Origin of the sequence: Achromobacter pulmonis (assembly GCF_021733725.1) — a bacterium.
Lineage (GTDB): Bacteria > Pseudomonadota > Gammaproteobacteria > Burkholderiales > Burkholderiaceae_B > Achromobacter > Achromobacter pulmonis.
In genome coordinates this window covers 4,321,972-4,344,393 of sequence record NZ_JAIFOT010000001.1, presented here as the reverse complement: position 1 = coordinate 4,344,393, position 22,422 = coordinate 4,321,972, and the positions used below count along the sequence as shown (strand labels likewise).

Annotated in this window: 20 protein-coding genes; 9 read left to right on the top strand and 11 right to left on the bottom strand. The window is 66.1% G+C overall.

Annotated features, from left to right (window positions below):
* Nucleotides 1–193: 193 nt before the first annotated feature.
* A complete protein-coding gene (locus K2W61_RS19900) occupies nucleotides 194–1,192 on the top strand; it encodes a helix-turn-helix transcriptional regulator (protein ID WP_236756394.1) in 999 nt (332 codons plus the stop codon).
* Between the two features lie 129 nt (nucleotides 1,193–1,321).
* Here the strand turns inward: K2W61_RS19900 and K2W61_RS19895 are convergent, their stop codons facing one another.
* The 5 genes from K2W61_RS19895 to K2W61_RS19875 form a co-directional block, all read right to left on the bottom strand.
* A complete protein-coding gene (locus K2W61_RS19895) occupies nucleotides 1,322–1,675 on the bottom strand; it encodes a DUF5368 family protein (RefSeq protein ID WP_236756393.1) in 354 nt (117 codons plus the stop codon).
* A gap of 12 nt (nucleotides 1,676–1,687) precedes the next feature.
* Nucleotides 1,688–3,040 (bottom strand): NAD(P)/FAD-dependent oxidoreductase, encoded by a 1,353-nt coding sequence (locus K2W61_RS19890; protein WP_236756392.1) that lies wholly within the window; start codon nucleotides 3,038–3,040, stop codon nucleotides 1,688–1,690.
* Between the two features lie 181 nt (nucleotides 3,041–3,221).
* Entirely contained in the window at nucleotides 3,222–5,129 is a 1,908-nt protein-coding gene (locus K2W61_RS19885) for a B12-binding domain-containing radical SAM protein (RefSeq protein WP_236756391.1), read from the bottom strand.
* A 115-nt stretch (nucleotides 5,130–5,244) separates the two neighbouring features.
* Entirely contained in the window at nucleotides 5,245–5,958 is a 714-nt protein-coding gene (locus K2W61_RS19880; RefSeq protein ID WP_236756390.1) for a hypothetical protein, read from the bottom strand.
* Nucleotides 5,959–6,066: 108 nt separating this feature from the next.
* A complete protein-coding gene (locus K2W61_RS19875) occupies nucleotides 6,067–6,720 on the bottom strand; it encodes a hypothetical protein (protein ID WP_175131435.1) in 654 nt (217 codons plus the stop codon).
* Between the two features lie 245 nt (nucleotides 6,721–6,965).
* Between K2W61_RS19875 and K2W61_RS19870 the strand changes: the two genes are divergently transcribed.
* Together K2W61_RS19870 and K2W61_RS19865 are read left to right on the top strand one after the other, a co-directional pair.
* Complete coding sequence (locus tag K2W61_RS19870) at nucleotides 6,966–7,394, top strand: VOC family protein (RefSeq protein WP_175131436.1); 429 nt, start codon at nucleotides 6,966–6,968, stop codon at nucleotides 7,392–7,394.
* Between the two features lie 103 nt (nucleotides 7,395–7,497).
* Complete coding sequence (locus K2W61_RS19865; RefSeq protein ID WP_236756389.1) at nucleotides 7,498–8,088, top strand: hypothetical protein; 591 nt, start codon at nucleotides 7,498–7,500, stop codon at nucleotides 8,086–8,088.
* Between the two features lie 63 nt (nucleotides 8,089–8,151).
* Here K2W61_RS19865 and K2W61_RS19860 read toward each other — a convergent pair whose 3' ends face one another.
* The 5 genes from K2W61_RS19860 to K2W61_RS19840 form a co-directional block, all read right to left on the bottom strand.
* On the bottom strand, nucleotides 8,152–8,604 hold the full coding sequence (locus tag K2W61_RS19860) for a carboxymuconolactone decarboxylase family protein (protein ID WP_236756388.1): 453 nt from the start codon (nucleotides 8,602–8,604) through the stop codon (nucleotides 8,152–8,154).
* 64 nt (nucleotides 8,605–8,668) lie between these two features.
* A complete protein-coding gene (locus K2W61_RS19855) occupies nucleotides 8,669–9,655 on the bottom strand; it encodes a Bug family tripartite tricarboxylate transporter substrate binding protein (protein WP_175131439.1) in 987 nt (328 codons plus the stop codon).
* 69 nt (nucleotides 9,656–9,724) lie between these two features.
* On the bottom strand, nucleotides 9,725–10,723 hold the full coding sequence (locus tag K2W61_RS19850; RefSeq protein WP_175131440.1) for a cyclase family protein: 999 nt from the start codon (nucleotides 10,721–10,723) through the stop codon (nucleotides 9,725–9,727).
* Nucleotides 10,724–10,773: 50 nt separating this feature from the next.
* Entirely contained in the window at nucleotides 10,774–11,982 is a 1,209-nt protein-coding gene (locus K2W61_RS19845; protein WP_175131441.1) for a CaiB/BaiF CoA transferase family protein, read from the bottom strand.
* A 36-nt stretch (nucleotides 11,983–12,018) separates the two neighbouring features.
* On the bottom strand, nucleotides 12,019–12,864 hold the full coding sequence (locus tag K2W61_RS19840) for an HpcH/HpaI aldolase/citrate lyase family protein (protein ID WP_175131442.1): 846 nt from the start codon (nucleotides 12,862–12,864) through the stop codon (nucleotides 12,019–12,021).
* An 85-nt stretch (nucleotides 12,865–12,949) separates the two neighbouring features.
* Between K2W61_RS19840 and K2W61_RS19835 the strand changes: the two genes are divergently transcribed.
* Nucleotides 12,950–13,831 (top strand): LysR family transcriptional regulator, encoded by an 882-nt coding sequence (locus tag K2W61_RS19835; protein WP_175131443.1) that lies wholly within the window; start codon nucleotides 12,950–12,952, stop codon nucleotides 13,829–13,831.
* A 21-nt stretch (nucleotides 13,832–13,852) separates the two neighbouring features.
* Nucleotides 13,853–14,716: a prephenate dehydratase gene (locus tag K2W61_RS19830; protein ID WP_419761610.1), complete on the top strand. Its 864-nt coding sequence runs from the start codon at nucleotides 13,853–13,855 to the stop codon at nucleotides 14,714–14,716.
* 72 nt (nucleotides 14,717–14,788) lie between these two features.
* On the opposite strand, the gene fhuE is transcribed toward K2W61_RS19830, so the two are convergent.
* The gene (gene fhuE / locus K2W61_RS19825) at nucleotides 14,789–16,984 is read right to left on the bottom strand and encodes a ferric-rhodotorulic acid/ferric-coprogen receptor FhuE (RefSeq protein WP_175131445.1); all 2,196 of its coding nucleotides are present in this window, start codon (nucleotides 16,982–16,984) and stop codon (nucleotides 14,789–14,791) included.
* A 267-nt stretch (nucleotides 16,985–17,251) separates the two neighbouring features.
* Between fhuE and K2W61_RS19820 the strand changes: the two genes are divergently transcribed.
* The 4 genes from K2W61_RS19820 (at nucleotide 17,252) to K2W61_RS19805 (ending at nucleotide 22,410) form a co-directional block, all read left to right on the top strand.
* The gene (locus K2W61_RS19820) at nucleotides 17,252–17,764 is read left to right on the top strand and encodes a sigma-70 family RNA polymerase sigma factor (protein WP_175131446.1); all 513 of its coding nucleotides are present in this window, start codon (nucleotides 17,252–17,254) and stop codon (nucleotides 17,762–17,764) included.
* On the top strand, nucleotides 17,757–18,689 hold the full coding sequence (locus tag K2W61_RS19815) for a DUF4880 domain-containing protein (protein ID WP_175139688.1): 933 nt from the start codon (nucleotides 17,757–17,759) through the stop codon (nucleotides 18,687–18,689). The genes K2W61_RS19820 and K2W61_RS19815 overlap by 8 nt, the downstream gene beginning before the upstream one ends.
* A gap of 99 nt (nucleotides 18,690–18,788) precedes the next feature.
* The gene (locus K2W61_RS19810) at nucleotides 18,789–21,179 is read left to right on the top strand and encodes a TonB-dependent siderophore receptor (protein ID WP_236756387.1); all 2,391 of its coding nucleotides are present in this window, start codon (nucleotides 18,789–18,791) and stop codon (nucleotides 21,177–21,179) included.
* 7 nt (nucleotides 21,180–21,186) lie between these two features.
* Complete coding sequence (locus K2W61_RS19805) at nucleotides 21,187–22,410, top strand: PepSY-associated TM helix domain-containing protein (RefSeq protein WP_236756386.1); 1,224 nt, start codon at nucleotides 21,187–21,189, stop codon at nucleotides 22,408–22,410.
* Nucleotides 22,411–22,422: the final 12 nt, after the last annotated feature.

Sequence of the window (22,422 nt, the reverse complement as noted above, 5' to 3'; positions counted from 1 at the left end):
GCGCATCTGGCGCGGGATTGGAAGATCATGAGCGTGGTCCGGTTGTTTGATGGCATACATCGCGAGGCCCGGTGCGTGTCGCCGGCGCGATGTATAGACATTGCGTTGAAGCCGCTCCATTTAATATTGCGTCTTATTCTCACAACTACCCGGATCGGGTCACGACCCCCGGATCGGTTTACCGGCTCCCTGTATGAAGACCCACGACGTGAAGACCCACGACGACATGCCGCGCCACGACGCCCCCCTGCCCCCGCCCGAAACGTCCACGTCTTCGCTGTTCGACACGGACTTCCTGGCGCATTTCCTGCCGGGACGGCGGCATCGGTTGGTGTACCTGCGCGTGGCGGATGGCATCGAGTTGTGCCATTGGCAAAGCGCGTTCGAGCAACCGTTTACCGTGCGCACGCGTGACGACGGCGGCCGTGTGTTGCTGTCGTATCAACTGCGCGGCAATACCGATTGCTGGCTGGAAGGCGGCGTCGCCGGGCGGGCCGAGGCGGTGCGGGAAACGTCCGGCTGCGTGTACTACACGCCGGATCGGCGCGGGCGCTTCGTCCAGCAGGGCGTGTGCGAGAGCCTGACCGTCGCGCTGCGGCCGGACGTGTTGCGCGCGTGGATGGAAGACATGGACGCGCCGTTGCGCCGGTCGCTGGATTCAGGGGGGTGCTTTCGGACCGGGTATCGCGGCGAAAAGCTGCATCAGTTGGTGCTCGCCGTCAGCCGTGAGTTGAAGCACCTGCGAGCGCCCGCATGCGACACGCCCGCTGCCCGGCTGATCCGCGAGGCGCAGGCCATGATGCTGACGGGGCTGTTTCTTGAAACCGGCCATGCGGATATTGGCAGGGCCTACGCCGCCGCCCCGCACCGCCAGCGCCTGCTGGCGGCGCGGGACTATCTATTGGCCGATCTGGCCCATCCCCCCACGCTGGCGCGCATCGCGGCCGAAACCGGCTTGAGCGCCATGCGCATCAAGCGCGGCTTTCGCGAGCTGTTCGGCCACAGCGTCTATGGCTTGTTCCAGCAGGAGCGGATGCGCGACGCGCAGCGGCGGCTGCGCGCGGGCGGGGTGACGGTGATGGAGGTGGCGTTCGACCTGGGGTATTCGAACCCCAGTCATTTCGCGGCGGCGTTCCGCAAGGAATTCGGGCTGGGGCCGGGCGAATTCAAGCGCCGTGCGGCCGGCGCATGACGCGCCGGCATCGCCACGCAGTGCCGGCCCCATCCCGATTACCACTACGCCCAGGCCCGGCGGCGCCCCCCACGCCAGCCAGACGCCGCCGAATTGCGCCGGCACGCGCACGGGCCGCTTGGCGACGACTCATGCGCGGCGCCGCAGCCAGGCGAGCCAGCCGGCGATGCTATAGAAAAAAATGGCCGATCCAATGAAGCCGACGCCAAACGCCGCCAAGATCAGGAACCAGTCGATGGGACCGCCAACCCTCGGCAATCCGGAAGCAGACACATATGTCACGAGCGCCAGCGCGCCCGCGCCGCCAAGCAGCCCAAAGGCTTGCGATTGCTTCCACCTGCGGGCCATGATGCCATTTTCCCGGAACAGCAGCGCCGCGAACAGCACGGCGCATAGCATGACAAGAGCCAGCAGCACCCACAGCACGAATCCAAGCATTTCGTGCAGCACGTAGAACATTGTCCAGGCATCGAAGTTCTTCATGGCGGTGGGCGGCTATGCGCGGCCGCGCAACATGCTGAGGTAAGTCGGCTTCAACGCGACCGTCTCCATTACCCAGCTAATCCACAGTTCCTCCAACGGCGCGATCACGCCCGGAAAAGATGGCGTCAGGTTATTGCGATAGTCGAACTCTACCAACATCGCCCGGCCCAGGCCGGTGATGAGCGGGCACGAGGTATAGCCCGTATAGAACGCATCGGGAAGCGCTCCGGCGATCTGCGAAACGAGATGATTGACGGCGACGGGAACCTGCCATTTCACGCTGGCCGCGGTCTTGCCCTTAGGCACCCCGGCCACGTCACCCACCGCGAATACATTCGGGTAGCGCGCATGACGCAGCGTGCGGGGGTCCACCTCGACCCATCCCTCGGCTTGCCAAGGGCCGCTTTGCCAGGGCAAGGGGCTGTTGCGGATTGCCTGCGGCGCGCGCATCGGCGGCACCACATGGATGAAGTCATAACCCTGATCCTGCAAGCCCTCGGGCGTGTCGAAGGTGGCGATGCGCCTGGCGGGGTCGATGGCCCTGAGCGTGCGCCGGTAATTGACGCGGATGGCCCGCGACTCAAACAGCATCCGCACCTTTTCCGACACGATCGGAACGCCGAAAAGCGCATCGTTATGCGCGTTGTAGGTGATTTCGGCCTTGTCCCGCGTGCCACGGCGTCTCAGGTAGTCTTCCGTAATGAAAGCCATCTTGAGCGGCGCGCCGGCGCACTTTATCTCGGTCGCCGGGCGCGTAAAAATGCCGCGCCCGCCCTGCCCGACAAAAGCGGACATCATCCGCCAGGTGGCTTGCGCCGCCTGTGGGCCGTGATACACGCTGCCCACACCATGGCTGCCGATCAGGCCCGCATCCATCCCCTCTATCAGCCCATACTCGAGCGCCAGGCCAGTGGCGATGACCAGATAGTCATAGGCAATGGCCTGCGACCCGGTATGGACGCGCTGGCTATCCGGGTCGAACTGTGTCACGTGCTCCGGTATCAATTCGACGCCGGGCGGCAGGTATTCGGCAGTGCGGGAAATAACGTAGTCCGCCGGTTTCAGACCCGCCGCGATGAGCGTGAAACCCGGTTGATAGAAATGCTCGCGTCGCGGATCGATCAGGATGATGCGCGCGCCGTCGAGACTGGCCGCGAGCCGGGACGCGGTGGCCAGGCCGGCGGCGCCGGCCCCCACGATAACGATGCGGGCACGGGTTTTCACCGTCGAGGGCTGCTCGGCCACAGCCAGGCGCGGCAAGGCTGCTGCGCCGAGCGCGGCCAAGGCCAGCAGCGCCTGGCGGCGATCGATTGACCTGGCCTCGGCGCCGGTACGCGGCAACGTGCCGGCCTGGCGGATGCTCATGGTGTGCCCCTTCTTATATCGACGCGCAGGATAAGTTGATCTTGCGTCAAAAGACCTCACCCGCCCATGCGTTTGGTCAATATCGGCCCCGCTTGTCTTCTACCGGGCGGGCGCCTTGGCCACGAGCGCTATCCCACAGCGGCTCGGCCCCCCCCCCCGACCGACGGCCCCCAACGCCATCTCACTGGCCCAGCGCCCGACTGATCCGATGCCGTCCCACCGTCGTCTTCGGCACCTTGAACGAAAACCAACTGCGCACGTCCTCGTCCAGCCCGATCCCGTGCATGTAGTTGTAGATCGCTTTCTTCAACGCCCGCCCCAGCGCGTCGTGATCCACCCCGGTCGGGTCGTCGAAGCCGATGTCGTTCTTGGCGAACGTCACCTCCGGCAGCGGCCGCAGCGTCACGCCGTATTCCTCCGGGTTCAGCCCCACCGGCGAATGCACCGTACAGGCGAAGCGGTGGAAGAACCCGCTCTGGATGCAGCCGTTCTCGAACAACTGGCGCACGTATTCCAGCGCGTCGACCGTGTCCTGCACGGTCTGCGTGGGAAAACCGTACATCAGGTAGGCGTGCACCAGGATGCCGGCGTCGCTGAAGGCGCGGGTGACGCGCGCCACCTGGTCGACGGACACGCCCTTTTTCATCAGGTTCAGCAGGCGGTCCGAAGCGACCTCCAGGCCGCCTGAGACGGCGATGCAGCCGCTGTCGGCCAGCAGTTCGCACAGCTCGGGGGTGAAGGTCTTTTCGAAGCGGATATTGCCCCACCACGAGATGCCGGCGTTGCGGTCGATCAGTTCGGTGGCCAGGGCCTTGAGGGACTTGGGCGGGGCGGCCTCGTCGACGAAGTGAAAACCGGTCTGCCCGGTTTCCTGCACGATGGCCTCGATGCGGTCGGCCAGCACGGTGGCCGACGCGCCTTCGTAGCGGCCGATGTAATCCAGGCTGACGTCGCAGAAGCTGCACTTCTTCCAGTAACAGCCGTGCGCCACGGTCAGCTTGTTCCAGCGGCCGTCGCTCCACAGGCGGTGCATGGGGTTGAGCATGTCCAGCAGCGACAGGTAGCGGTCCAGCGGCAGGCCGTCCCAGGTGGGCGTGCCGACTTCGGCGAAGGCGACGTCGGGCTCGACCAGGTTGACGTAGCGCACCGCGCCGCTGTCGGCGTCGCGCAGGAAGGTGCGCACCAGGCGCTGGCGCGAGCGCTTGCCTTGGACGTGTTCCAGCAGCGCCAGCAAGGGGCGTTCGCCGGCGTCGAGGCAGACGAAATCGAAATAGTCGAAGACGCGCGGGTCTTTCAGTTCGCGCAGCTCGGTGTTGACGAAGCCGCCGCCCAGCACGGTGATGATCTTGGGATCCTGCGCCTTGATGGCCTGGGCGATGCGGAAGGCGGCGTAGACGGCGCCGGGAAACGGCACCGACAGCAGCACCATGGTGGGCTGGTGGCGCGCCAGGGCTTCCAGGGTCAGGGCGCGCAGGGTGTCATCCACCAGGTTCAGCGGCGCGGCCAGCGCTTCGGCCAGCGGGTCGAAGGTCGGCTGGCTGCCGGCCAGCGATTCGGCATAGCGCACGAATTCGAAACGCGGATCGATGGCGTCGCGCAGCACGTCGGCCAGGTCGTTCAGATACAGGGTGGCCAAATGCTTGGCGCGATCCTGCAGGCCCAGGGCGCCGAAGGCCCAGCCCAGCGGGTCGCCGCCTTCGTCGTCGACATACACGTCCAGCGAGGCGAAGCGCGGGCCTTCGGGCAGGAAGTGGCGGCCGACGATGCGGTGCGCCAGCGTCGAGTCACGGCCTTGCAGAAAGGCGATGACCGGGGCGATGGTGGCCAGGTAGCGCGGCTGCATGGCGATGAAGGCCTGGATCGCCGGGGTGTGCTGGTCCAGCGGCAACGCCTCCACCTTGGCCGCCACGGCGCGCAGGCCGTCGGGCGACAGCAGGCGCAGGACCAGCGCCAACGCCAGGTCTTCCTGGGAGGCCGTGACGCCGCGTGAGCGCAGGAAGCCGGTCAGGTAGGCGGTGGACGGGTATGGCGTATTGAGCTGCGTCATCGGCGGGATGACGGACAGCACGCGTAGGGGGGTGGCGGACATGGGACACGGCGGGAAATGCCGTCAAAGCGGGGATCGAGGGGGGATTATAGGCAGCGCGATGACAAGCGCCGATACCCGGAGGCAAATCCGGGTATCGGCGACACGTGCCATACGACTAATCCGCGGGGTTGGGGATATCGCACTTCCCCGTAGGATATCCAGCGCCGCTGAGCTGATAACTGACCGTGCCTACCGGCTCTACCGGCTCGCGCACCACCGTGCTGGACGGAGAAAGAACGAGCTGTTGAAGGCGGATATCGCAATTGCCGGGCGCGATATCGATGCGCAACTCGTATTGCTCCCCCTGCCTGGGCACGAAAACAGGAAACCGGCATTCGCTCGGTCGCTTTGCATTGATCTCTTCGTTGACCCTGCCTGCCCCCACCGGATTCAGCACAAACAGCGTAGAGCCGAGGGAGAGCATCGTGACGAACCATTTGGGCACGATCGCGAACGGCTCACCCACCGGAATGCGCCGCTCCAGTATGCCGTCCTTGACGGGCGGGGCGCCATCAAGCATACCCACCCTGACAGCATCCTTCTGGGCGCCTTGGCTGAGAAAGCCGACCTGTGAACGCAGCTGGCAGGTGCGAGGGTCCAATTCCCCCAGCAGCAAGCCATAGTCATCCGGGTTGCCTTGCACCACCCGTAACTTGGCGGAGGATGACTCATCGGGCTGGATATAGGTGTTGTTGGCCGCACAGCCGGCCAAGCTCGCGACGATCGCGGTCACGACCAACCGCCGGGACAGGCTGGACAACGACGGGAACGTCGCTGACGTTCTCGCGGCCGCTGCCTGGAAGACCTCCGGCAGATCAGACGCACTCATTGGAAGGGCTCCGCTTGGTTGACGAATGCAGGTTCGGAGATCGCGCGGAAATTGCCGAGCGGTGGATGTCGCGCTGCCCGACCTGTCTCCCTTGATGAGGCGCCGGCATCAGAGCTTCAACACGTCTCGCGCCAGCACTTCCGCGCATGCCACGGAGGCTTTGTCGAGATAGCTCTTGAGCAGCTCCGCATTGTTCTCCAGCAACTGATCCTTGGTCGGTGGATTCTTGTCGTCACCTTGCACCGAGGCGCAAGCGGACTGGGCCACGACCGTCTTGGTCACTGTGTCGATCAGTCGCAACCGCGCGTTGTAAGTCACGCGGTAATGTGCCCAGTCGGTCGGGTAGTAGTTGAACATCCAGCTCAGCGTCTTCACGTCCAAAAGAAAATCACTACCTGGATTGGCGGCCACGACTGTGGCAATGTCGTCTTTCTTGAGCACCGTAGTGGAAGCCATCGGCGTTGTGCGCTTGGCGGCGGCAAGCTTGCCCTGCAAGGCCGTTGAAATGGCGATTGCCGGGTCCTCGATGGCGTTCTCTTTCACAATGGTGTTGCCCTCCGAGATCATCGCGGCGGCACCGATCATCGCGAAAGCGGCCTTTCCAGCGGTGAATGCTGCAAAATCGGGGCGTTCATAACTCACAGTGGCCACTGATCGACCTTCCAACTTGTCCAGCGAATCCTGGGAAATGGGTGAGTGCTTGACGGTGGTGCAGGCCCCCAGGGTCAACGCAAGCGCAATTGCAGTACCGAACCGGAACATCGAGACTCTCTTTGAACGTGATAAAGGAAAATTTGCTGCCGCGAGCAAGCTTGCATGCACATGTCTCCCCCTCGGCATCAATACGGAACACAGGGGTTCTGGCCTCGCTTGCTCCCGAAATGTCCAGGAGAACCCCGCAAGCTACGCCAAAGCCCGCGGATATTACTATCAGTTAAGAAACAAGACAAAATAATTTCAATGCACCACCTGCGCACTTTTCCAACCTGACGTTGCAGGAGCATTCCGTGCTGAATCGAGACCGACATAAGGGCCGCCTGATTGACCACATCGGACTCGTCGTGCGAGATCTGCCGGCGAGCAAGAAGTTCTATACCGCGGTATTTGAAGCGCTGGGAATTCCGATCGGCGGGTCGGACGACAGGAATTTCTGGGCGGATGAGTTGTTCATTTCCACGCCGGATAGCGATGAGGTGCAGGGGCAGTTGACCGGGCGCCTGCATCTGGCGTTCCAGGCGCGGGACCGGGACATGGTGGATGCGTTCTACCAGGCGGCGATAACCAATGGCGGGCAGGATAATGGCGCGCTGGGGGAACGGGCGTACCACAAGGGGTATTACGCGGCGTTCGTGCTGGATCCGGATGGGAACAATATCGAGGCGGTTTGCCGGGATTCGGCGGTACGGAGTGCGGATTCTGTTGTAGTTAGGTATTGAGCTAGGCTAAAGCCGTGCCTAGGCATGCCTTGACACGTCCAATAAATTCCTCAAACATCGGCCATCCGCCTGCAATTTCAAAAGACTCTAAAAAATACCTTAGATGCCACACAAGAAGATCGTCTCAGATGCAATCAGCAGCTATCAGGAAACACTGAGCGAAGCGATCACCATCGCCCGCACTCTCACGCTGGAACCATTTTTCGAACTGAGTTTCAACACCTCTGCCGTTTCGAGCGAATGGACAGAGTCCAAACTTCAAGATCTGAGAACGGGCTACGCGCGGCCCGACAAGCGAAAGTGTGTCCTGTATATATTCAAACTGGACAATCCTCAACAAAGCAAGATCGTTCTCAGCGAAATCGAACGAGCCAAAGGCGGACAAGGCACAGACGACGGAAAGAAAAATCTCTGCACATTTAATCGTCAGTTCGATGGCTCTGAAACTCTCTACGTGGGTCGCAGCTTTACTCCTCGATCGAGAATAAGCCAACACCTGGTTTCGTCAAAAAGTGGCACCTACGCGATGCATTTGGAGGAATGGGCGAAACCGCTCGCATTGAACATCAACTTAACCATTTATGACGTCCCCCAATACAACGACGAGGTTGAAGTCGAACGAGCGATGAGCGTTCTGGAAACAGGTGTATGGGACCATCTTAGGCCACTCCTTGGGCGCAGGGGCGACAGGTGATCCAAGAAAATCAGCGACAAGGATTCCGATTGAAATAGCTTGTGAAGATTGCACCCCACGGACCTAGCCCCCTCCAAACAAATCCGCCCCCCGCGCATCCGCCGGCTTGACCACATACCCGATCTCCCCCGCCACCTCGCGCAGAATCCCCTGCGCCAGATTGAATGCGGTATTGGCCGCCGGCACGCCCGCGTAGATCGCGTTCTGCAGCAGCACTTCCTTCAATTCATCCGGGCTCAGCCGCGAATCGTCCTTGGCGGTCAGGGCGGCGCGCACGTGCAGTTCGAATTCTTCCCAGCGACCCAGCGACAGGGTCACCGCCAGCACCATCATGCGCCGCGCCTTGTGCGGCAGACCAGGGCGGCTCCAGATGTCGTGCCAGGCGTAGCGGGTGATCAGGTTCTGGTAGTCGGCGGTGAAGGTGGTGGCGCGGTCCAGCGATCGCTGCACCCACTCTTCTCCCAGTACGGCGCGGCGGTTGGCCAGGCCGCGCTCGAAATCGTCTTCCCGGCTCATTGCGGCATCTCCCAGAGTGCTTGCGTCGACCCGGCGGGCGGCGATGCCGCCCGCCTTGGGGCGATCAGTTCACCGTGATGTTATTGGTTTTCACCACCTCGGCCCAGCGAACCTGCTCGGCGTCGACGAACTTGGCGAAGTCGGCCGCGCTGCTGCCGACCGGCGTCAGGCCGAGCTTGGAGAGCTTTTCGCGGGTCTCCGGGCGGGCCAGGGCCTTTTGCACCAGGTCCTGCAATTTAGCGACGACTTGCGGGTCGGTGCCCGCGGGCAGGAAGAAACCATTCCATTCGACCACGTTGAAGTCCTTGATGCCGCTTTCGCTGACCGTGGCCACGTTGGGCAGTTCCGGCATGCGCTTGGCCGACGACACCGCCAGGGCCTTGAGCTTGCCGCCGCTGACGTAGTTCAGGCTGGAGGCGGCGTTGGCGAAATAGACGTCGACCTGCCCGCCCATGACGTCGACGATGGCGGGCGCGCCGCCCTTGTACGGCACGTGCACCACATCGATCTTGGCGTCTTTCTTGAGCAGTTCGGCGGCCATCTGCGCCAGGCTGCCCGGGCCATAGGAGGCAAAGGTGTAGCGGCCGGGGTGCGCGCGCGCCGCCTTGATGAAGTCGGGCAGATTGTTGAAGGCCGAACCGGGCGCGGCCACCAAGATGTTGGGCACGCTGACCGCTTGCGAAACCGGAATGAAGTCCTTCTTGGCGTCATAGGGCAGCTTGCGCAGCACGGGATTGATCGCGAAGGCGGACGCGTCATAGAGCACGGTGTAGCCGTCCGGCTTGGCGCGCGCCACATAGGCGGCGCCGATGGAGCCGCTGGCGCCGCCCTTGTTCTCGATGACGACGCTCTGGCCGGCGACTTCGCCCATGCCCTGGGCGATGATGCGGGCCGCATTGTCGGCGCCGCCGCCGGCGGAATACGGCACCACCACGGTGATGGGCTGGTCCGGATAACCGGCGGCCTGGGCCGCGCCCAGGGTGCAGGCCAGGCCCAGGGCGGCAGCGACGGGACGCAGTGCGGCCAGGGCCGCGTGACGGGTTTTCTTCATGTGTGCTCCTCACTTCTCCCCTGCGGGGATGTTGAATCGATCAAGGATCGCGGCGCGATCCGCCCGAGGTCAGACGGTCGCGATGGGGTTGACCGGCGCGCCCACCAGACCGGGCACGTACATTGGCGCGGCGGTCAGGAAGAAAGCGTGGCGGCCATGCTGGCGCAACCATTGCGCCAGCGGGGTCAGGTGCCAGAGTTCGCCCAGCGGCAGCCCCAGCTTAAAAAGGCATTGTTCGTGCAGCGGCAGCAACGGCCCGCTGCCCGCATCCAGGTGATGGTTGCGCAATTCGACCGCGTGGTTGTCGGCGGCGATGGCGGCGATGCGGCTGTCCTTGATCCAGGCCAGCAATTGCGCATCGGCGCCGTCCAACACGCAGCAGCTGGTCTTGAGGCGTTCCTGTTCATCGTCGCCCAGGGACAGCGCCAGGTCGGCCAGACCCGTATGCAGGCACAGGATGTCACCGGGCCGCGCCTGCACGCCGTCGGCGCGCATCACGTCCATCAGGTCCTGGTACGAGACCTTGCGGTGCGCGTCGCCGAAGTGCGCGCGCAGGTCGACCATCACGCCGCGCCCCTGGATGCCGTGCCGCGCCATTGGCGCGATGGACAGGTCCTGCGTGCCGGTAAAGCCTTCGGCGCGCGCTTCGCTGACGGCAAAGCCGTTGTAGCCGGTGGGCTGGGCCTGGCCGGTGCCGTGGGCGTCGTACATCGACCCCACGTGGCCCAGGGCGTCCCACTGGGTGGAGTATTGCGGCGACAAGGTGACACGGTCATCGCTGACCACGTCGGTGGCGCCGGGCACGTCCCGCGCCAGCGGATAGCGGTAGACCGGCACGCCGTTCTTTTCGGCGGGCTGGATCAGCGGCCCCTTGCGCCGCGGGTTGAGCACCGGCGCGCGCGGCACCGTCAGCGGCAGGCTCAGCGAAAACGACAAGCCCTCGCGAATTTCCGCGATAGCCGCCAGGCGCGCCTGGCGGTCCAGGTGATTCAGGGTGCCGAGCTGGTCGTCTTCCCCGAAATCGCCCCAGTTGGAGCCCTCGGGGCGGTGCAGATAGCGTGCGGGCATTCGGTTGTCTCCCCGTTCGTTGGCGGATGAGTCTTATTTTGTCGTGGCGGCTATTGCACCACCGACGACTGCAACAATTGGCGGATTTCCGGTTCGCTGTATCCCAGGGTGGACAGAATTCCTTCGCTGTGTTCGCCCAGGCCCGGCGCACCCCGCCCCGCCGCCTGGCTGGCCGCCGGTTTTTCGGCGGCGGCCCCGAAGTGCGCCCACTGCCCCAGGCCCAGGTAGCCGCCGGCCTGCGGGTTGCGGTAAGGGCGCATCAGTCCCATGGCCTCGACCTGCGGGTGGTCGAACATGTCTTCGACCGGGCGCACCTCGGCGCAAGGCACGCTCTGGCCGAAGCGCTCGGCCCACTCGCGGGCCGAAGCGCGCGACAGCGCCTGGCGCACCAGGGGCACCAGCACGGCGGCCTGCGCCGCGCGCTTTCTCACCGAGTCGTAATCGGGGTGGTCGGCCAGTTCGGGCAGGTTCAGGTGGCCGCACAGCGCGCGCCAGAAATGCGGCGTGTTGGCCGACAGATACAGATAGCCTTCGCGGGTGGGATGGATGCCGGTGATGCCGCCCGAGCGCATGTCGCGTTCGACGTGGCGCGGCTCGCCATCGGCCCAGACCAGGCGGGCCGATTGCATCGCCAGGGCGCTGCCCAGCAGTGAGACGTCGATCGCCTGGCCGCGCCCGGTTTTCTCGCGGCGGTAGAGGGCCGCCGCCACGCTGTTGGAGATCAGCGCGGCGCCGTAGTAATCGACCACCGAGCCATACAGCACTTCGGGCGGGCCGTCGGCCTTGGCCTGGGCCGCGCACATGCCGGTCATGGACTGCAGCACCTGGTCGTAGCCGGCGTGGCGCGCCATCGGGCCGACCGCGCCATAGCCGGTCATGGCGCAATAGACCAGGCGCGGGTTGACCGCCGACAGCGTGGCGAAGTCGATGCGCAGCCGTTCCGGCACGCCGGGGCGGAAGTTGTGGACCAGCACGTCGGCCTCGCGCACCAGCCGCAGCAGGACCTCGTGGCCGGCGGCTTCCTTCAGGTTCAGGCACAGGCCGCGCTTGTTGCGGTTGATGCCGAGAAAGGCGCGGCTCTCGGTCTCCAGCGTGGAGGGGTATTTGCGCAGGTTGTCGCCTTCGGGCGGCTCCACCTTGATCACGTCGGCGCCCAGGTCGCCCAGCAGGGCGCAGCCGTAGGGACCGGCGATATACGCGCTCAGGTCCAGGACTTTGATGCCGGCCAGCGGCAGGTCGGCGGGGGATTCTTGCTGCATGTCTTGATTCACTCGTTATCGGTCTCGTGGCCGGTTTCAGGCGGGGCGGCCGGCGGCCAGCAAAACGTCCTGGGCGCGGCGCACGAACGGGGCATCGATCATCTTGCCGTCGAGCAGGAACGCGCCGACGCCTTCGTGCTCGCGGCTGGCCGAGACGATGCGCTCGGCCTGGGCCACCTCTTCGGCGCTGAAGCCGAACACCTCGTTGGCGATGGCGATCTGGCTGGGATGCACGCAGGACTTGCCCAGGAAACCGAGCGAGCGCGCCAGTTGCGCCTCGGCCCGGAAGCCGTCGCCATCGCGCACGCGGGCATAGGCCGCGTCCATGGCGTACTTGCCGGCGCAGCCGGCGGCCAGGCGCAGGGCCAGCATCACCGCGCGCAGCGTGTCGGGCTGGTAGCGCTCGATGCCAAGCGGCTCGAACAGATCGGCCAGCCCCAACTGCAGGCCGGCGACACGGGGATGGGCGGACGCCAGTTCCGCCGCGCCGGCCAGCGCGCGCGGGGTCTCCACCGTCACCAGGAATTCGCCGGCAAAGCCGGCATCGCTGGCGTCGTCGATGGCGGCGCGCAGCGCGGCGGCGCTTTCGACCTTGGGCAGGTTCAGCAGGTCGATCGGCAGGCCCGGCAGCGCGGCCAGGTCGGCGGCGTAGTCGGGGGTGTCGGCGCCATTGATGCGGACGATAATTTTCTTGGCATATTGTGCACGGGCGCTGGCGAACGCCGCGCCCCCCAGCCAGGCGGCCAGGCTGGCGCGCGCCTGCGGCTTGCGGGCCGGCGCGACCGCATCTTCCAGGTCAAAGGACAGCGCATCGGCCTGACTGGCCATGGCCTTGTCGAACAGTTCCGGGCGCGAGGCCGGGACGAAAAGCTTGCTTCGCATTGATGTCTCCTGGCCGCATTGTGGCGTTGGAGACGGCCGACTGGGGACAGCCAAATTACGATAAAACGATAGAATATCTATCATCATGAACACTGACTTCCTGCACACGCTGGCCGCCGTGGCACGCCACGGCTCCATGGCCGAGGCCGCGCGCCGCCTGGGGCTGACCCACGGCGCGGTGGCGCAACAGATCCGCAAGCTGGAGCAGGACCTGGGCGTGGCGCTGGTGGCGCGGGCCGGCCGCACCGTGCACCTGACGGCCAAGGCCACCGAACTGATCGGGCCGATGCGCGAGGTGCTGGAGCGCATCGAGAAGATCCGCTATCTGGCGCGTTCCGACGAGATGATGGGCGAGTTGCGGCTGGGCGCTGGCAATACGGCGCTCAATTCCATGGTGCCGGCCATCCTGGAACACTTGGTGCGGCGCCATCCGCTGATCAACGTCGAGATCCAGCCGGGCCATTCGGCGCGCTTCTATCCCGCCATCGAGAGCGGCGAACTCGACGCCGCCATCGCGCTGGAGGCGCCCTACCCGCTGTCCAAGAGCCTGGGCTGGCAATTGCTGCGCGAGGAACCGTATGTGCTGGCGGCAGCGCCGCGCCATGCCGGGCGGCATCCGCACAGCCTGCTGGCGACGGAACCCTTCATCCGCTACCAGCGCAGCGACTGGGGCGGACGCTATGTTGACGACTACCTGCGGCGCGTCGGCATCGCGCCGCGCGAGCGTTTCGAGTTGAATGCCATCGAGTCCATCGCCGTGATGGTCAGCCGCGACCTGGGGGTGGCGATCCTGCCGCGCTCCACCAACGGCGCGATCGAACGGCTCGGTCTGCTGGCCCTGCCGCTGCCCGAACCCTGCGAGCCGCGCCGCTTCGGCCTGATCTGGTCGCGCGGCTCGCCGCGGCTGGCGCTGATCCATGCGTTCCGCGAGATCGCCGTGGTCGCGTACGGCAACGCCGGCGCCTGACCCGCGCCCCAAGGAGCAATCATGCACAAGACCCTGCTATCGATGTTGTCCGGCCACCCCTTGACGGCGCTGCCAGCGGCGGCCGGCCGCGTCGTGCGCACCGGCTATCTCGGCCCGGCGGGCTCGTGGACGCACCAGGCCTGCCTGGACCTGTTCGGGCCCGATGGCCTGGTGGCGCTGTCGCGCGACGAGCTGTTCAAGGATTACCAGCGCGGCCGGATCGAGCGTGCATGCGTGCCCGTGACCACGTCGGTGGTGGGCGTCACGCCGTACCTGGACGCGGTGCTGGACTTGCCCGAGGTGACGGTGGTGGCCGAGTATCCCAAGATGCTGAGCTACAGCCTGCTGGCCAAACCGGGCGCGCGGCTGGCCGACATCACGGAAGTGCTGGCCCACCCGGTGGCGTTCGAGGAGGTCAAGCCATGGATCGAGCGCGAAATGCCGCGGGTCAGGCGTACCGAAACCACGGGCGGCGGCGCCGCCGCCAAGGCGGTGGCCGACAGCCCAGGCCACCACAGGGCATCGTTCGGGCCGCGCATCGGCGCGGCGATCCACGCGCTGGAGCCGCTGGTGGACGGCATTGAGTTCGGGCCGCACAACGTGACCCGCTGGTGGGTGCTGGGCCGTGACCTGCCCGCGCCAACGGGGCGCGACAAGACCTCGCTGCGGGTCGATGCATCCGACGACACGTTCAACGGCACACTGGCGGCCTTGGTGAACGCCAAGGTGCCGGTGCTGACCATTTACGAGCGGCCCAGCGGGAAGACGCTGGACACGCACCGCTACCTGATCGAGGTGGCCGGCCACGCCCTGCAGGAGCCGCTGGCATCCGTCCTGGCAGCCCATCCGCAGATGCGGCTGCTGGGCTCGTATCCCCGCCAGTGATCCCGCGATACGCATGGCGGGCGCCGCTCCCCGGCTGATCGGTCAGCCCGGCCGAACCGGCCGGGCTTGCCCTCAATACTGATACCGCATCGTCAACGTGGCGCTGCGCCCCGCCGCCCACGCGCCCTGGCTGTAGAAGCCGATCTGCGAGTAGTACTTGCGGTCCATCAGGTTGTTGATGTTCAACTGCGCCGACAGGCCCTTGTCGAACTTGTAGCGCGCCATCAGGTTGACCAGGGCGTAGCTGCCCTGCCCCACGCGCTCGCTGCCATTGGGACCGTTGGCAATCGTATAGACATGGCTCTGCCAATTGACGCCGCCGCCCACCGTCAGCCGGTTCCAATCGCCCGGCAGCCGATAGGTGGTGAACAACCGCACCAGGCTGCGCGGCTGGTCGGTCTGGATCGGGCTGCCGTCGCCATCGCGCGCGGTCCAATGCGACCACCCCGCCGCCACGTTCCAGCCCGGCGTGACTTCTCCCGACACTTCCAGGTCGAACCCGCGGCTGCGCGTGCCATTGGCGGCGCGCGAGGCCTGGTTGAGCGTGCCCGGCACCAGGTAACCGACGTCGTCCTGCGCCAGATTGTCCTGGTTGATCTGGAACACCGCGGCCGACGCGTTCAAGCGGCCGTCGAGGAATTCACCCTTGATGCCGGCCTCGTACGCCTTGCCCTCCAGCGGATCGAGCCAGTTGCCGTTGCGGTCCTGCTTGTCCTGCGGGTTGAAGATCTCGGTGTAGCTGACATACGCCGTGTAGTTCTCGTTGATGTCGTACAGCAAGCCGGCGTACGGCACGAACGCGTCCTTGTCGAAGGCCTGCCTGCTGCTGCCGCCCCACCCCACCGCGTCCGTCTTCCAGGTACTGTAGCGGCCGCCGACGATCAGCTTGAGCGGATCGGCCAGGCTGAAGCGCAGCGCGCCGTACCAGCCGGCCTGCTTGGTGGTGTAGCGGCTGGCCAGGGTGGAGGTGTCGCTCCACTGCGGCTCGGGGTACGAGCCGTCCCAGTCCAGGAAGTTGCCAACGGCGGCCGGCGACACAGCGCCACGGTTGCGGAAATCGGCGTACTGGCGCGTGAAGCTGGCGCCGACCACGGCTTCGTGCTGGCGGCCGAACAGGGTGAAGGGGCCGGAGGCCTTGAGATCGAGGCTGTTCTGCTTGCGGTCGCCGTAATAGCGCTGGGCCGATGCCCCCATGCCCAAGCCCGTGGTGCGATCGGGCCAGCCGGTCAGGTAGAGCAGCTTGCCGTCCATTTCGTGCTTGGAATGCGAGCCCACGGCCTGCACGCGCCAGCCATTGTCGAAGCGATGCTCCAGACTGGCGAAGGCGCCTTCGGTGGTGCTGGCCCATTGGGTCCAGTCGGCGCCGGTGTTGAGCGAGCGCTTCCAATCGGTGCGGCCGCCGTCGGCGTACCACAGCGGGAAGCCGCCCCAGCTACTGCGCTGCGGCGCATTGTCCTGGTAGTTGAAGCCGACGCTCAAGGTAGTGCGCGCGGTCAGGTCGGCGTCGACCACGCCGTAGAAGACCTTCTTGCGGTTCTGGTAGCCGTCCAGGTATGAATGATTGTCCTGGTAGGCCGAGACGATGCGGCCGCGCACACTGCCGCTGGCGTTCAGCGGCGAGGACAGGTCGGCGGTGGCGCGGTAGGTGTCCCACGTGCCGGCGCTGACGCTCAGGTCGGCGGTGAATTCGCGGCTGGTGGCGTGCTTGCGCACCAGATTGACCGAGGCCGAGGGGTTGCCGGTGCCGGTCAACAGGCCGGTGGCGCCGCGCACCACTTCGACGCGGTCGTAGATGATGGGGTCGATGGAGGACTCGCCCGCGGCATAGCCAGTGTCGAAGCTGGTGGGAACACCGTCGTACAGGTAGTTGCTGATGGCGAAGCCGCGCGAGCTGAAGCTGTAGCGCTCGCTGTCGTAGTTCTGCACCGAGATGCCGGGGGTGTTGCCCAGGACGTCGGTCAGCGAACGCATGTCCTGATCTTCGATGCGCTGGCGCGTGACGACCGTGACCGATTGCGGGGTTTCGCGCAGCGACAGCGGCAGACCGGTGCTGGCGGACGTGGCGCGCGGGGTGTAGGCGCCGGTGCCTTCGGTGGTGGTCGGGTCGCCGTCGGCCTGGACCTGCACGGCGGGCAAGGTGGCGACGCCCGCCTCCTGCGCCACGGCCGTACCGCTGGCAAGCGCCATCAGCACCAGGCCGGTGGTGCGCCGCAGGGCGAGGCGTGGACGAATGGCGGGGCGGATACCGGTGGGCCGCGGGTCTTGCATAACGGACTTCCTTGCTAAAAGGGTTAGAAATAATTAGCGAAGAAGTGTAATGCGAACTTTTCTCATGCGCGTTTGTGTTGCGAATACGCACATAGGTATTTCCCTTATAGCGGCGAACCTTGCAGCGCGTGTCGGACCGTGTCACGCGCCCGCGACGGGTGCTGCCGCCCGCCCTGGCCTGGCGTCCGCGTGCACCGCGGAAGTTTTCCGATACAATAAAAACGATTCTCAATATCGAAATTCAGTCTTCCTTTCCCCCTTTTCTCCATGACTGCCCGCCTGGCACCGGATCACGATCACGTGTGCGCACTCTATGCGGACCATCACCACTGGCTGGTGACCTGGTTGCGACGAAAGCTGGGCTGCGGCTTCGATGCCGCCGACATCGCGCACGACACCTTCCACCGCCTGCTGGTCCAGCCAGAGCGCGCCCGCGCCCTGCATGAGCCACGCGCCTACCTGACAACACTGGCGCACGGGCTGGCGGTGGACCACATCCGCCGCCGCCGGCTGGAACGCGCCTACCTCGACGAAATCGCCCTGCTGCCAGAGGAACATGCGCCGTCTCCCGAGACGCGCGCGCTGCTGTTCGAAGCGCTCGTGCGCATCGACCGCATGCTGGATGGGCTGAGCGCGAAGGCGAAAAAGGCTTTCCTGATGTCGCGGCTGGACGGCATGACCTATCCCGACATTGCCGCGGCGCTGCGCGTGTCGCTCAGTTCAGTGGAAAAATACATGGCCACCGCCATCCGCCATTGCTACGAGCTGCGCTATGGCTGATCGGGCCGTCGTGCTGGAACGCGCCATTTCCTTCGCCGTACGGCTCAATTCAGGCAACGCCGGCGCGGCCGACCACGACGCCTGCCGGCGCTGGCGCGAGGCCGACGCCGAGCACGAGCGCGTCTGGCGGCAATTGCAAGCCATCGAGACGGATCTGCGGACAGTATCGGAATCGCCCGCGGGACCGGCCGCCGCATCGGCCCTGCGCGCCGCGCCCAGTCAGCGGCGACGCCAGCTGCTGGCCATGCTGGGCCTGGGCGCGGCGGGCGCGGGGCTGACGCTGGCATGGCGCGACGGCGCATGGGAACGCTATGCCGCCGATTACCGCAGCGGGGTGGGCGAGCGCCGCCGCTACGCGCTGGCCGATGGCGCCGAGCTGTGGCTAAACACCGATTCCGCGGTGCGGGCCGACCCGGGCGGCTTGCGGCTGACCCTGCTGGCGGGCGAAATGCGCATGGACACCGGCGCGAATGCGACCTGGGAAGTGCGCACGCGGCAAGCCTGCTTCAGCGGCACGCGCGCTCGGTTCCTGCTGCGCCAGTTGGACAACGCCACTTTGCTGGAATTGCTGGGCGGCGAACTACGCATCGCGCCCGTGCGCGGCATCGAAACACTGGCCGAACCCGGCGGCCGCTATCGTGTGAGCGACCACGCTGTGGGGCGGCAGCCGGCCGCGCCATTCGACGCCGACGGCTGGGCCAAGGGCGTGCTGACGGTGCGCGGCATGCGGCTGGCGGACTTCCTGCAAGAACTATCCCGGTACCAACACGGCTGGATCAGTTGTGATCCGGCGGTGGCCGACCTGCGCGTTTCCGGTGCCTTTCTCTTGGATGACCTGCCCGGCGCCCTGGACACCCTGGCGCGCGTGCTGCCCATGCGGGTCCAGCGCTACACCGGACTGTGGACCCGCGTGCTGCCCGCCTGACCGGCGTTACAAATTTCCCGCACTGCGCGTTACGGGTTTCGGCGACCTCGCTCGACATAGGGAATGACAACCCCAGTTTGAACCAGGATCGCACCCGCCATGTCCCGCCCTGCCCGCGTCATACCTTATCGCCTGTTCCGCCTTCTGCCGCTGTGCGCCGCACTGGCGTTCGCCCCCACCCTGCACGCCCAGTCCGCCTCCATGGCGTTCGAGCAGGCGGCCGCGCCGCTCGATGCCGCCCTGAACCAATACGCCGCCACCGCCCGGGTAACGCTCTCGTTCGACGCGTCGCTCACGGCCGGGCGCCAGGCCCCGGCGCTGCGTGGCACGTATGCGGTCGCCGACGGGTTCGCGGCCTTGCTGGCCGGCAGCGGCCTGATCGCGCAACAGACCGGAGAACGCCACTTCATCATCCGCCCGGCCGCCCCGTCGGTCAGCACCCTGTCGGCCGTCACCGTGACGGCCGATGCGACCGCGGACCGCTACAACCCGCCCACCACCGTGGGCTCGAAATCGGCCCTGACGCAACGGCAGATTCCCCAATCCGTCAGCGTGGTGACACAGGAACGCATACGCCAACAGGCGATGCAGACGCTGGACGACGCCATGCGCAATACCGCCGGCGTCACGGTCGAACGCCGCGACAACAGCCGTTCGATCTTCCATTCGCGCGGCTTCGACATGACCTCCTACCAGGTCGACGGCATCCCCACGCAATACGACTGGCGCATGCTGTCCTCGAGCGACCTGGCGGTATACGACCGCGTCGAAGTGCTCAAGGGCCCGGCCGGCCTGTACAACGGCGCGGGCGGACTGGGCGGGGCCATCAACCTGGTGCACAAGCGGCCGGAGAAAGCCTTTGGATTCGAGGGCAGCGTGTCGGCGGGCTCGTGGGACAACTACCGCTCGCAGGTGGACCTGACCGGCGGGCTGAACGCCGATGGCTCGCTGCGCGGCCGGCTGGTCGGGGTCTACCAGGACCGCCGCTTTTTCTATGACAAGACCAACGAGAAACACTCGGTGCTGTACGGCGCGCTGGCCTACGACTTCACGCCCGCCACCACCCTAACGGTGGGCGCCAGCAACCAGAAGCGCGACATCCATGCATCGATGTGGTCGCTGCCGGCCACCATGACGGTGGGCGCCAACGGCCAGCCCAGTTTCGCGCTGGCCGACATCAAGCGCTCGACCTTCATCGGCGCCGACTGGAACCGCGACCAGTTCACCACCACCGAGGCCTTCGCCGACCTGGAACACCACATGGCCAGCGGCTGGACCGCCAAGCTGTCGGGGCGCTATGCCGAGAACAAACTCGACCGTGAACAGGCCTATGGCTGGGGGCCGGCCAATACCGCGAATGACCTGATCCAGCTGATGTCGGCCAAGGGCCCGACGCGGCAGACGCAATCCTCCTACGACGCCTATGCCGACGGCCCGTTCCAGCTTTTTGGCCGCACGCACAACCTGACGCTAGGCGCCAACTACACCGATTCCCGCTTCGACAGCGAGTGGAGCTACCCCACGCCCGCCTGGGCGCCGCGCATCGACATCACCCAGCCGCGCTCCGACTTCGACCGCCTCGACTATGCCTTCAACAACAGCACGCACGCGCGCACCCAGCAATGGGGCCTGTATTCCAGCCTGCGCCTGCGGCTGGCCGATACGCTGACACTGGTGGCTGGCGGCCGCTACAGTTGGTGGGATCTGACCTCCACCCAGCGCACCGTGTCCACCGAGAAAACGCAGGATGCGAGGTTCAATGGCAAGTTCACGCCGAACCTGGGCCTGATCTACGACCTGAACGACACCTATTCGGTCTACACCAGCTATTCCGAGATCTTCTCGCCGCAGAACGGCTACTCGACGGCGGACGGCAACATGCTCAAGCCGCTGGAAGGCAAGCAGGTCGAGGCCGGCATCAAGGGCGAATACCTGGATGGCGCGCTGAACGCCTCGTTCGCGGTATTCGAGATCCGCGACCAGAATCGCGCCACGCTGGCCGCCGACTCCACGACCCAGTACACGGCCAACGGCAAGACGCGCAACCGCGGCTTCGAACTCCAGGTCAATGGCCAACTGCGTCCGGGCTGGAATGTCTATGCCGGCTATACCTGGCTGCAGGCGCGGGTGGACCAGGGCGCTTCGTACGATTCGAACGTGACCGCCATCGCGCCGCGCCACCTGCTGCGCCTCTGGACCGACTATCGCCTGCCGGGCGACTGGCATCGCTACACCGTCGGCGGCGGCGTCAACGTGCAAAGCGGCACGTATGTAGCGCTGCCCCAGTACAACGGCGCGCGGCTCGAACAAGGCGGCTTCGCCACCGTGGACCTGAAGTTCGGCTACGAGATCAGCCGCAACCTGAACGTGGCGCTCAACATTACCAACCTGTTCGACCGCAAGTACTACGCCACCATCAGCTCGCCCCGCTCGCAAAACGTCTTCGGTGAACCGCAGGCCTTCCTGCTGACCTTGAACGCGAAGTACTGAGGACGCGATGGCAGGCGCGGCACGCCCGTTCTGGGTCCGCGTGCACCGCTGGGCGGGGCTGGCAACCGCCCTGTTCCTGTGCGTGGCCGGCCTGACCGGCAGCATCCTGGCCTTCAAGGAAGAGCTGGATGCGTGGCTCAATCCGCAGTGGTTCCTGGCGCCCGGCGACGGACGAACCATGCTGGACCCGTTCGCGCTGCGCGAATCGGTGCGCCAGCAACTGCCCTGGGCCGTCGTCGACCAGGTGCCGTTGCGGCGCGAGGCCGACCGCGCGGTGGTTTTCCGGCTGTCGCCACAACGGGATGCGGCCAGCGGCCGCGCGCTGCCGCTGGCCGCCACCCATGCCTTCGCCGACCCCTACAGCGGCAAAGTACTGGGCTGGCGCAACGAGGGGGTGGCATCGCTGGCACGCGAGAACCTGCTGCCCTTCATCTACCGCCTGCATCTGGACCTGACGCTGCCAGGCATCTGGGGCCGGCTGCTGTATGGCGTGGTGGCGCTGGTCTGGACCCTGGATTGCGTCGTGGGCTTCTACCTGACGCTGCCCGCGCCGGGCGCGAGGCGCCAGGGCTTCTGGCGCGGCTGGCGGCCCGCCTGGCTGATCAAGCGCGGCGCCTCGACGACGCGCCGCACCCTGGACCTGCACCGCGCCTTCGGCCTGTGGCTATGGGCGCTGCTGCTGGTGTATGCCTGGTCCAGCGTCATGTTCAACCTGCGCGACCAGGTCTACCAGCCGGTGATGTCGACCATCATGCCCTTCGACACGTCCTGGCGCGGCGCACCCGCGCGGCCGGCGCCGCTGGTGACGCCGGCGTTGCAGGGGCCGGCGGCGCTGGCCGCGGCGCGCCGCGCCATGGCCGACCTGGCGCGCGAACGCGGCTTCACCGTGGACGGCGAGGAAATGCTGATGCTGGACCGCCGCCGCGGCCTCTACGGCTATCTGGTGCACAGCGATGCCGACCTGCGCCGCCACGTTGGCAACACGGCCACCCTGATCGACGCCGACAGCGGCGAACCCCGTGGCGTCTACCTGCCGACGCGGGGCGCGTGGGGCGACACTTTCAGCAACTGGCTGGGGGCGCTGCACATGGCCCATGTGTTCGGGCTGCCTTACCGGATCTTCGCGTGCCTGCTGGGGTGGGTGGTGGTGATGCTATCGGTGACGGGTGTTCTGGTGTGGCGCCGCAAGCAACTGGGGCGGACACTGGCGAAATCGCGGCGGCCCCCCTGAGCGACTTCGCCG

What these genes read in the sequence shown, in the direction of transcription:
- K2W61_RS19900 (WP_236756394.1), top strand. Translation starts at nt 194, where the DNA reads ATGAAGACCCACGACGTGAAGACCCACGACGACATGCCGCGCCACGAC.
- K2W61_RS19835 (WP_175131443.1), top strand. Translation starts at nt 12,950, where the DNA reads ATGAACACTGACTTCCTGCACACGCTGGCCGCCGTGGCACGCCACGGC.
- K2W61_RS19840 (WP_175131442.1), bottom strand. Translation starts at nt 12,864, where the DNA reads ATGCGAAGCAAGCTTTTCGTCCCGGCCTCGCGCCCGGAACTGTTCGAC.
- K2W61_RS19895 (WP_236756393.1), bottom strand. Translation starts at nt 1,675, where the DNA reads ATGAAGAACTTCGATGCCTGGACAATGTTCTACGTGCTGCACGAAATG.
- K2W61_RS19805 (WP_236756386.1), top strand. Translation starts at nt 21,187, where the DNA reads ATGGCAGGCGCGGCACGCCCGTTCTGGGTCCGCGTGCACCGCTGGGCG.
- K2W61_RS19855 (WP_175131439.1), bottom strand. Translation starts at nt 9,655, where the DNA reads ATGAAGAAAACCCGTCACGCGGCCCTGGCCGCACTGCGTCCCGTCGCT.
- fhuE (WP_175131445.1), bottom strand. Translation starts at nt 16,984, where the DNA reads ATGCAAGACCCGCGGCCCACCGGTATCCGCCCCGCCATTCGTCCACGC.
- K2W61_RS19815 (WP_175139688.1), top strand. Translation starts at nt 17,757, where the DNA reads ATGGCTGATCGGGCCGTCGTGCTGGAACGCGCCATTTCCTTCGCCGTA.
- K2W61_RS19845 (WP_175131441.1), bottom strand. Translation starts at nt 11,982, where the DNA reads ATGCAGCAAGAATCCCCCGCCGACCTGCCGCTGGCCGGCATCAAAGTC.
- K2W61_RS19890 (WP_236756392.1), bottom strand. Translation starts at nt 3,040, where the DNA reads ATGAGCATCCGCCAGGCCGGCACGTTGCCGCGTACCGGCGCCGAGGCC.
- K2W61_RS19865 (WP_236756389.1), top strand. Translation starts at nt 7,498, where the DNA reads ATGCCACACAAGAAGATCGTCTCAGATGCAATCAGCAGCTATCAGGAA.
- K2W61_RS19875 (WP_175131435.1), bottom strand. Translation starts at nt 6,720, where the DNA reads ATGTTCCGGTTCGGTACTGCAATTGCGCTTGCGTTGACCCTGGGGGCC.
- K2W61_RS19880 (WP_236756390.1), bottom strand. Translation starts at nt 5,958, where the DNA reads ATGAGTGCGTCTGATCTGCCGGAGGTCTTCCAGGCAGCGGCCGCGAGA.
- K2W61_RS19860 (WP_236756388.1), bottom strand. Translation starts at nt 8,604, where the DNA reads ATGAGCCGGGAAGACGATTTCGAGCGCGGCCTGGCCAACCGCCGCGCC.
- K2W61_RS19885 (WP_236756391.1), bottom strand. Translation starts at nt 5,129, where the DNA reads ATGTCCGCCACCCCCCTACGCGTGCTGTCCGTCATCCCGCCGATGACG.
- K2W61_RS19810 (WP_236756387.1), top strand. Translation starts at nt 18,789, where the DNA reads ATGTCCCGCCCTGCCCGCGTCATACCTTATCGCCTGTTCCGCCTTCTG.
- K2W61_RS19830 (WP_419761610.1), top strand. Translation starts at nt 13,853, where the DNA reads ATGCACAAGACCCTGCTATCGATGTTGTCCGGCCACCCCTTGACGGCG.
- K2W61_RS19820 (WP_175131446.1), top strand. Translation starts at nt 17,252, where the DNA reads ATGACTGCCCGCCTGGCACCGGATCACGATCACGTGTGCGCACTCTAT.
- K2W61_RS19850 (WP_175131440.1), bottom strand. Translation starts at nt 10,723, where the DNA reads ATGCCCGCACGCTATCTGCACCGCCCCGAGGGCTCCAACTGGGGCGAT.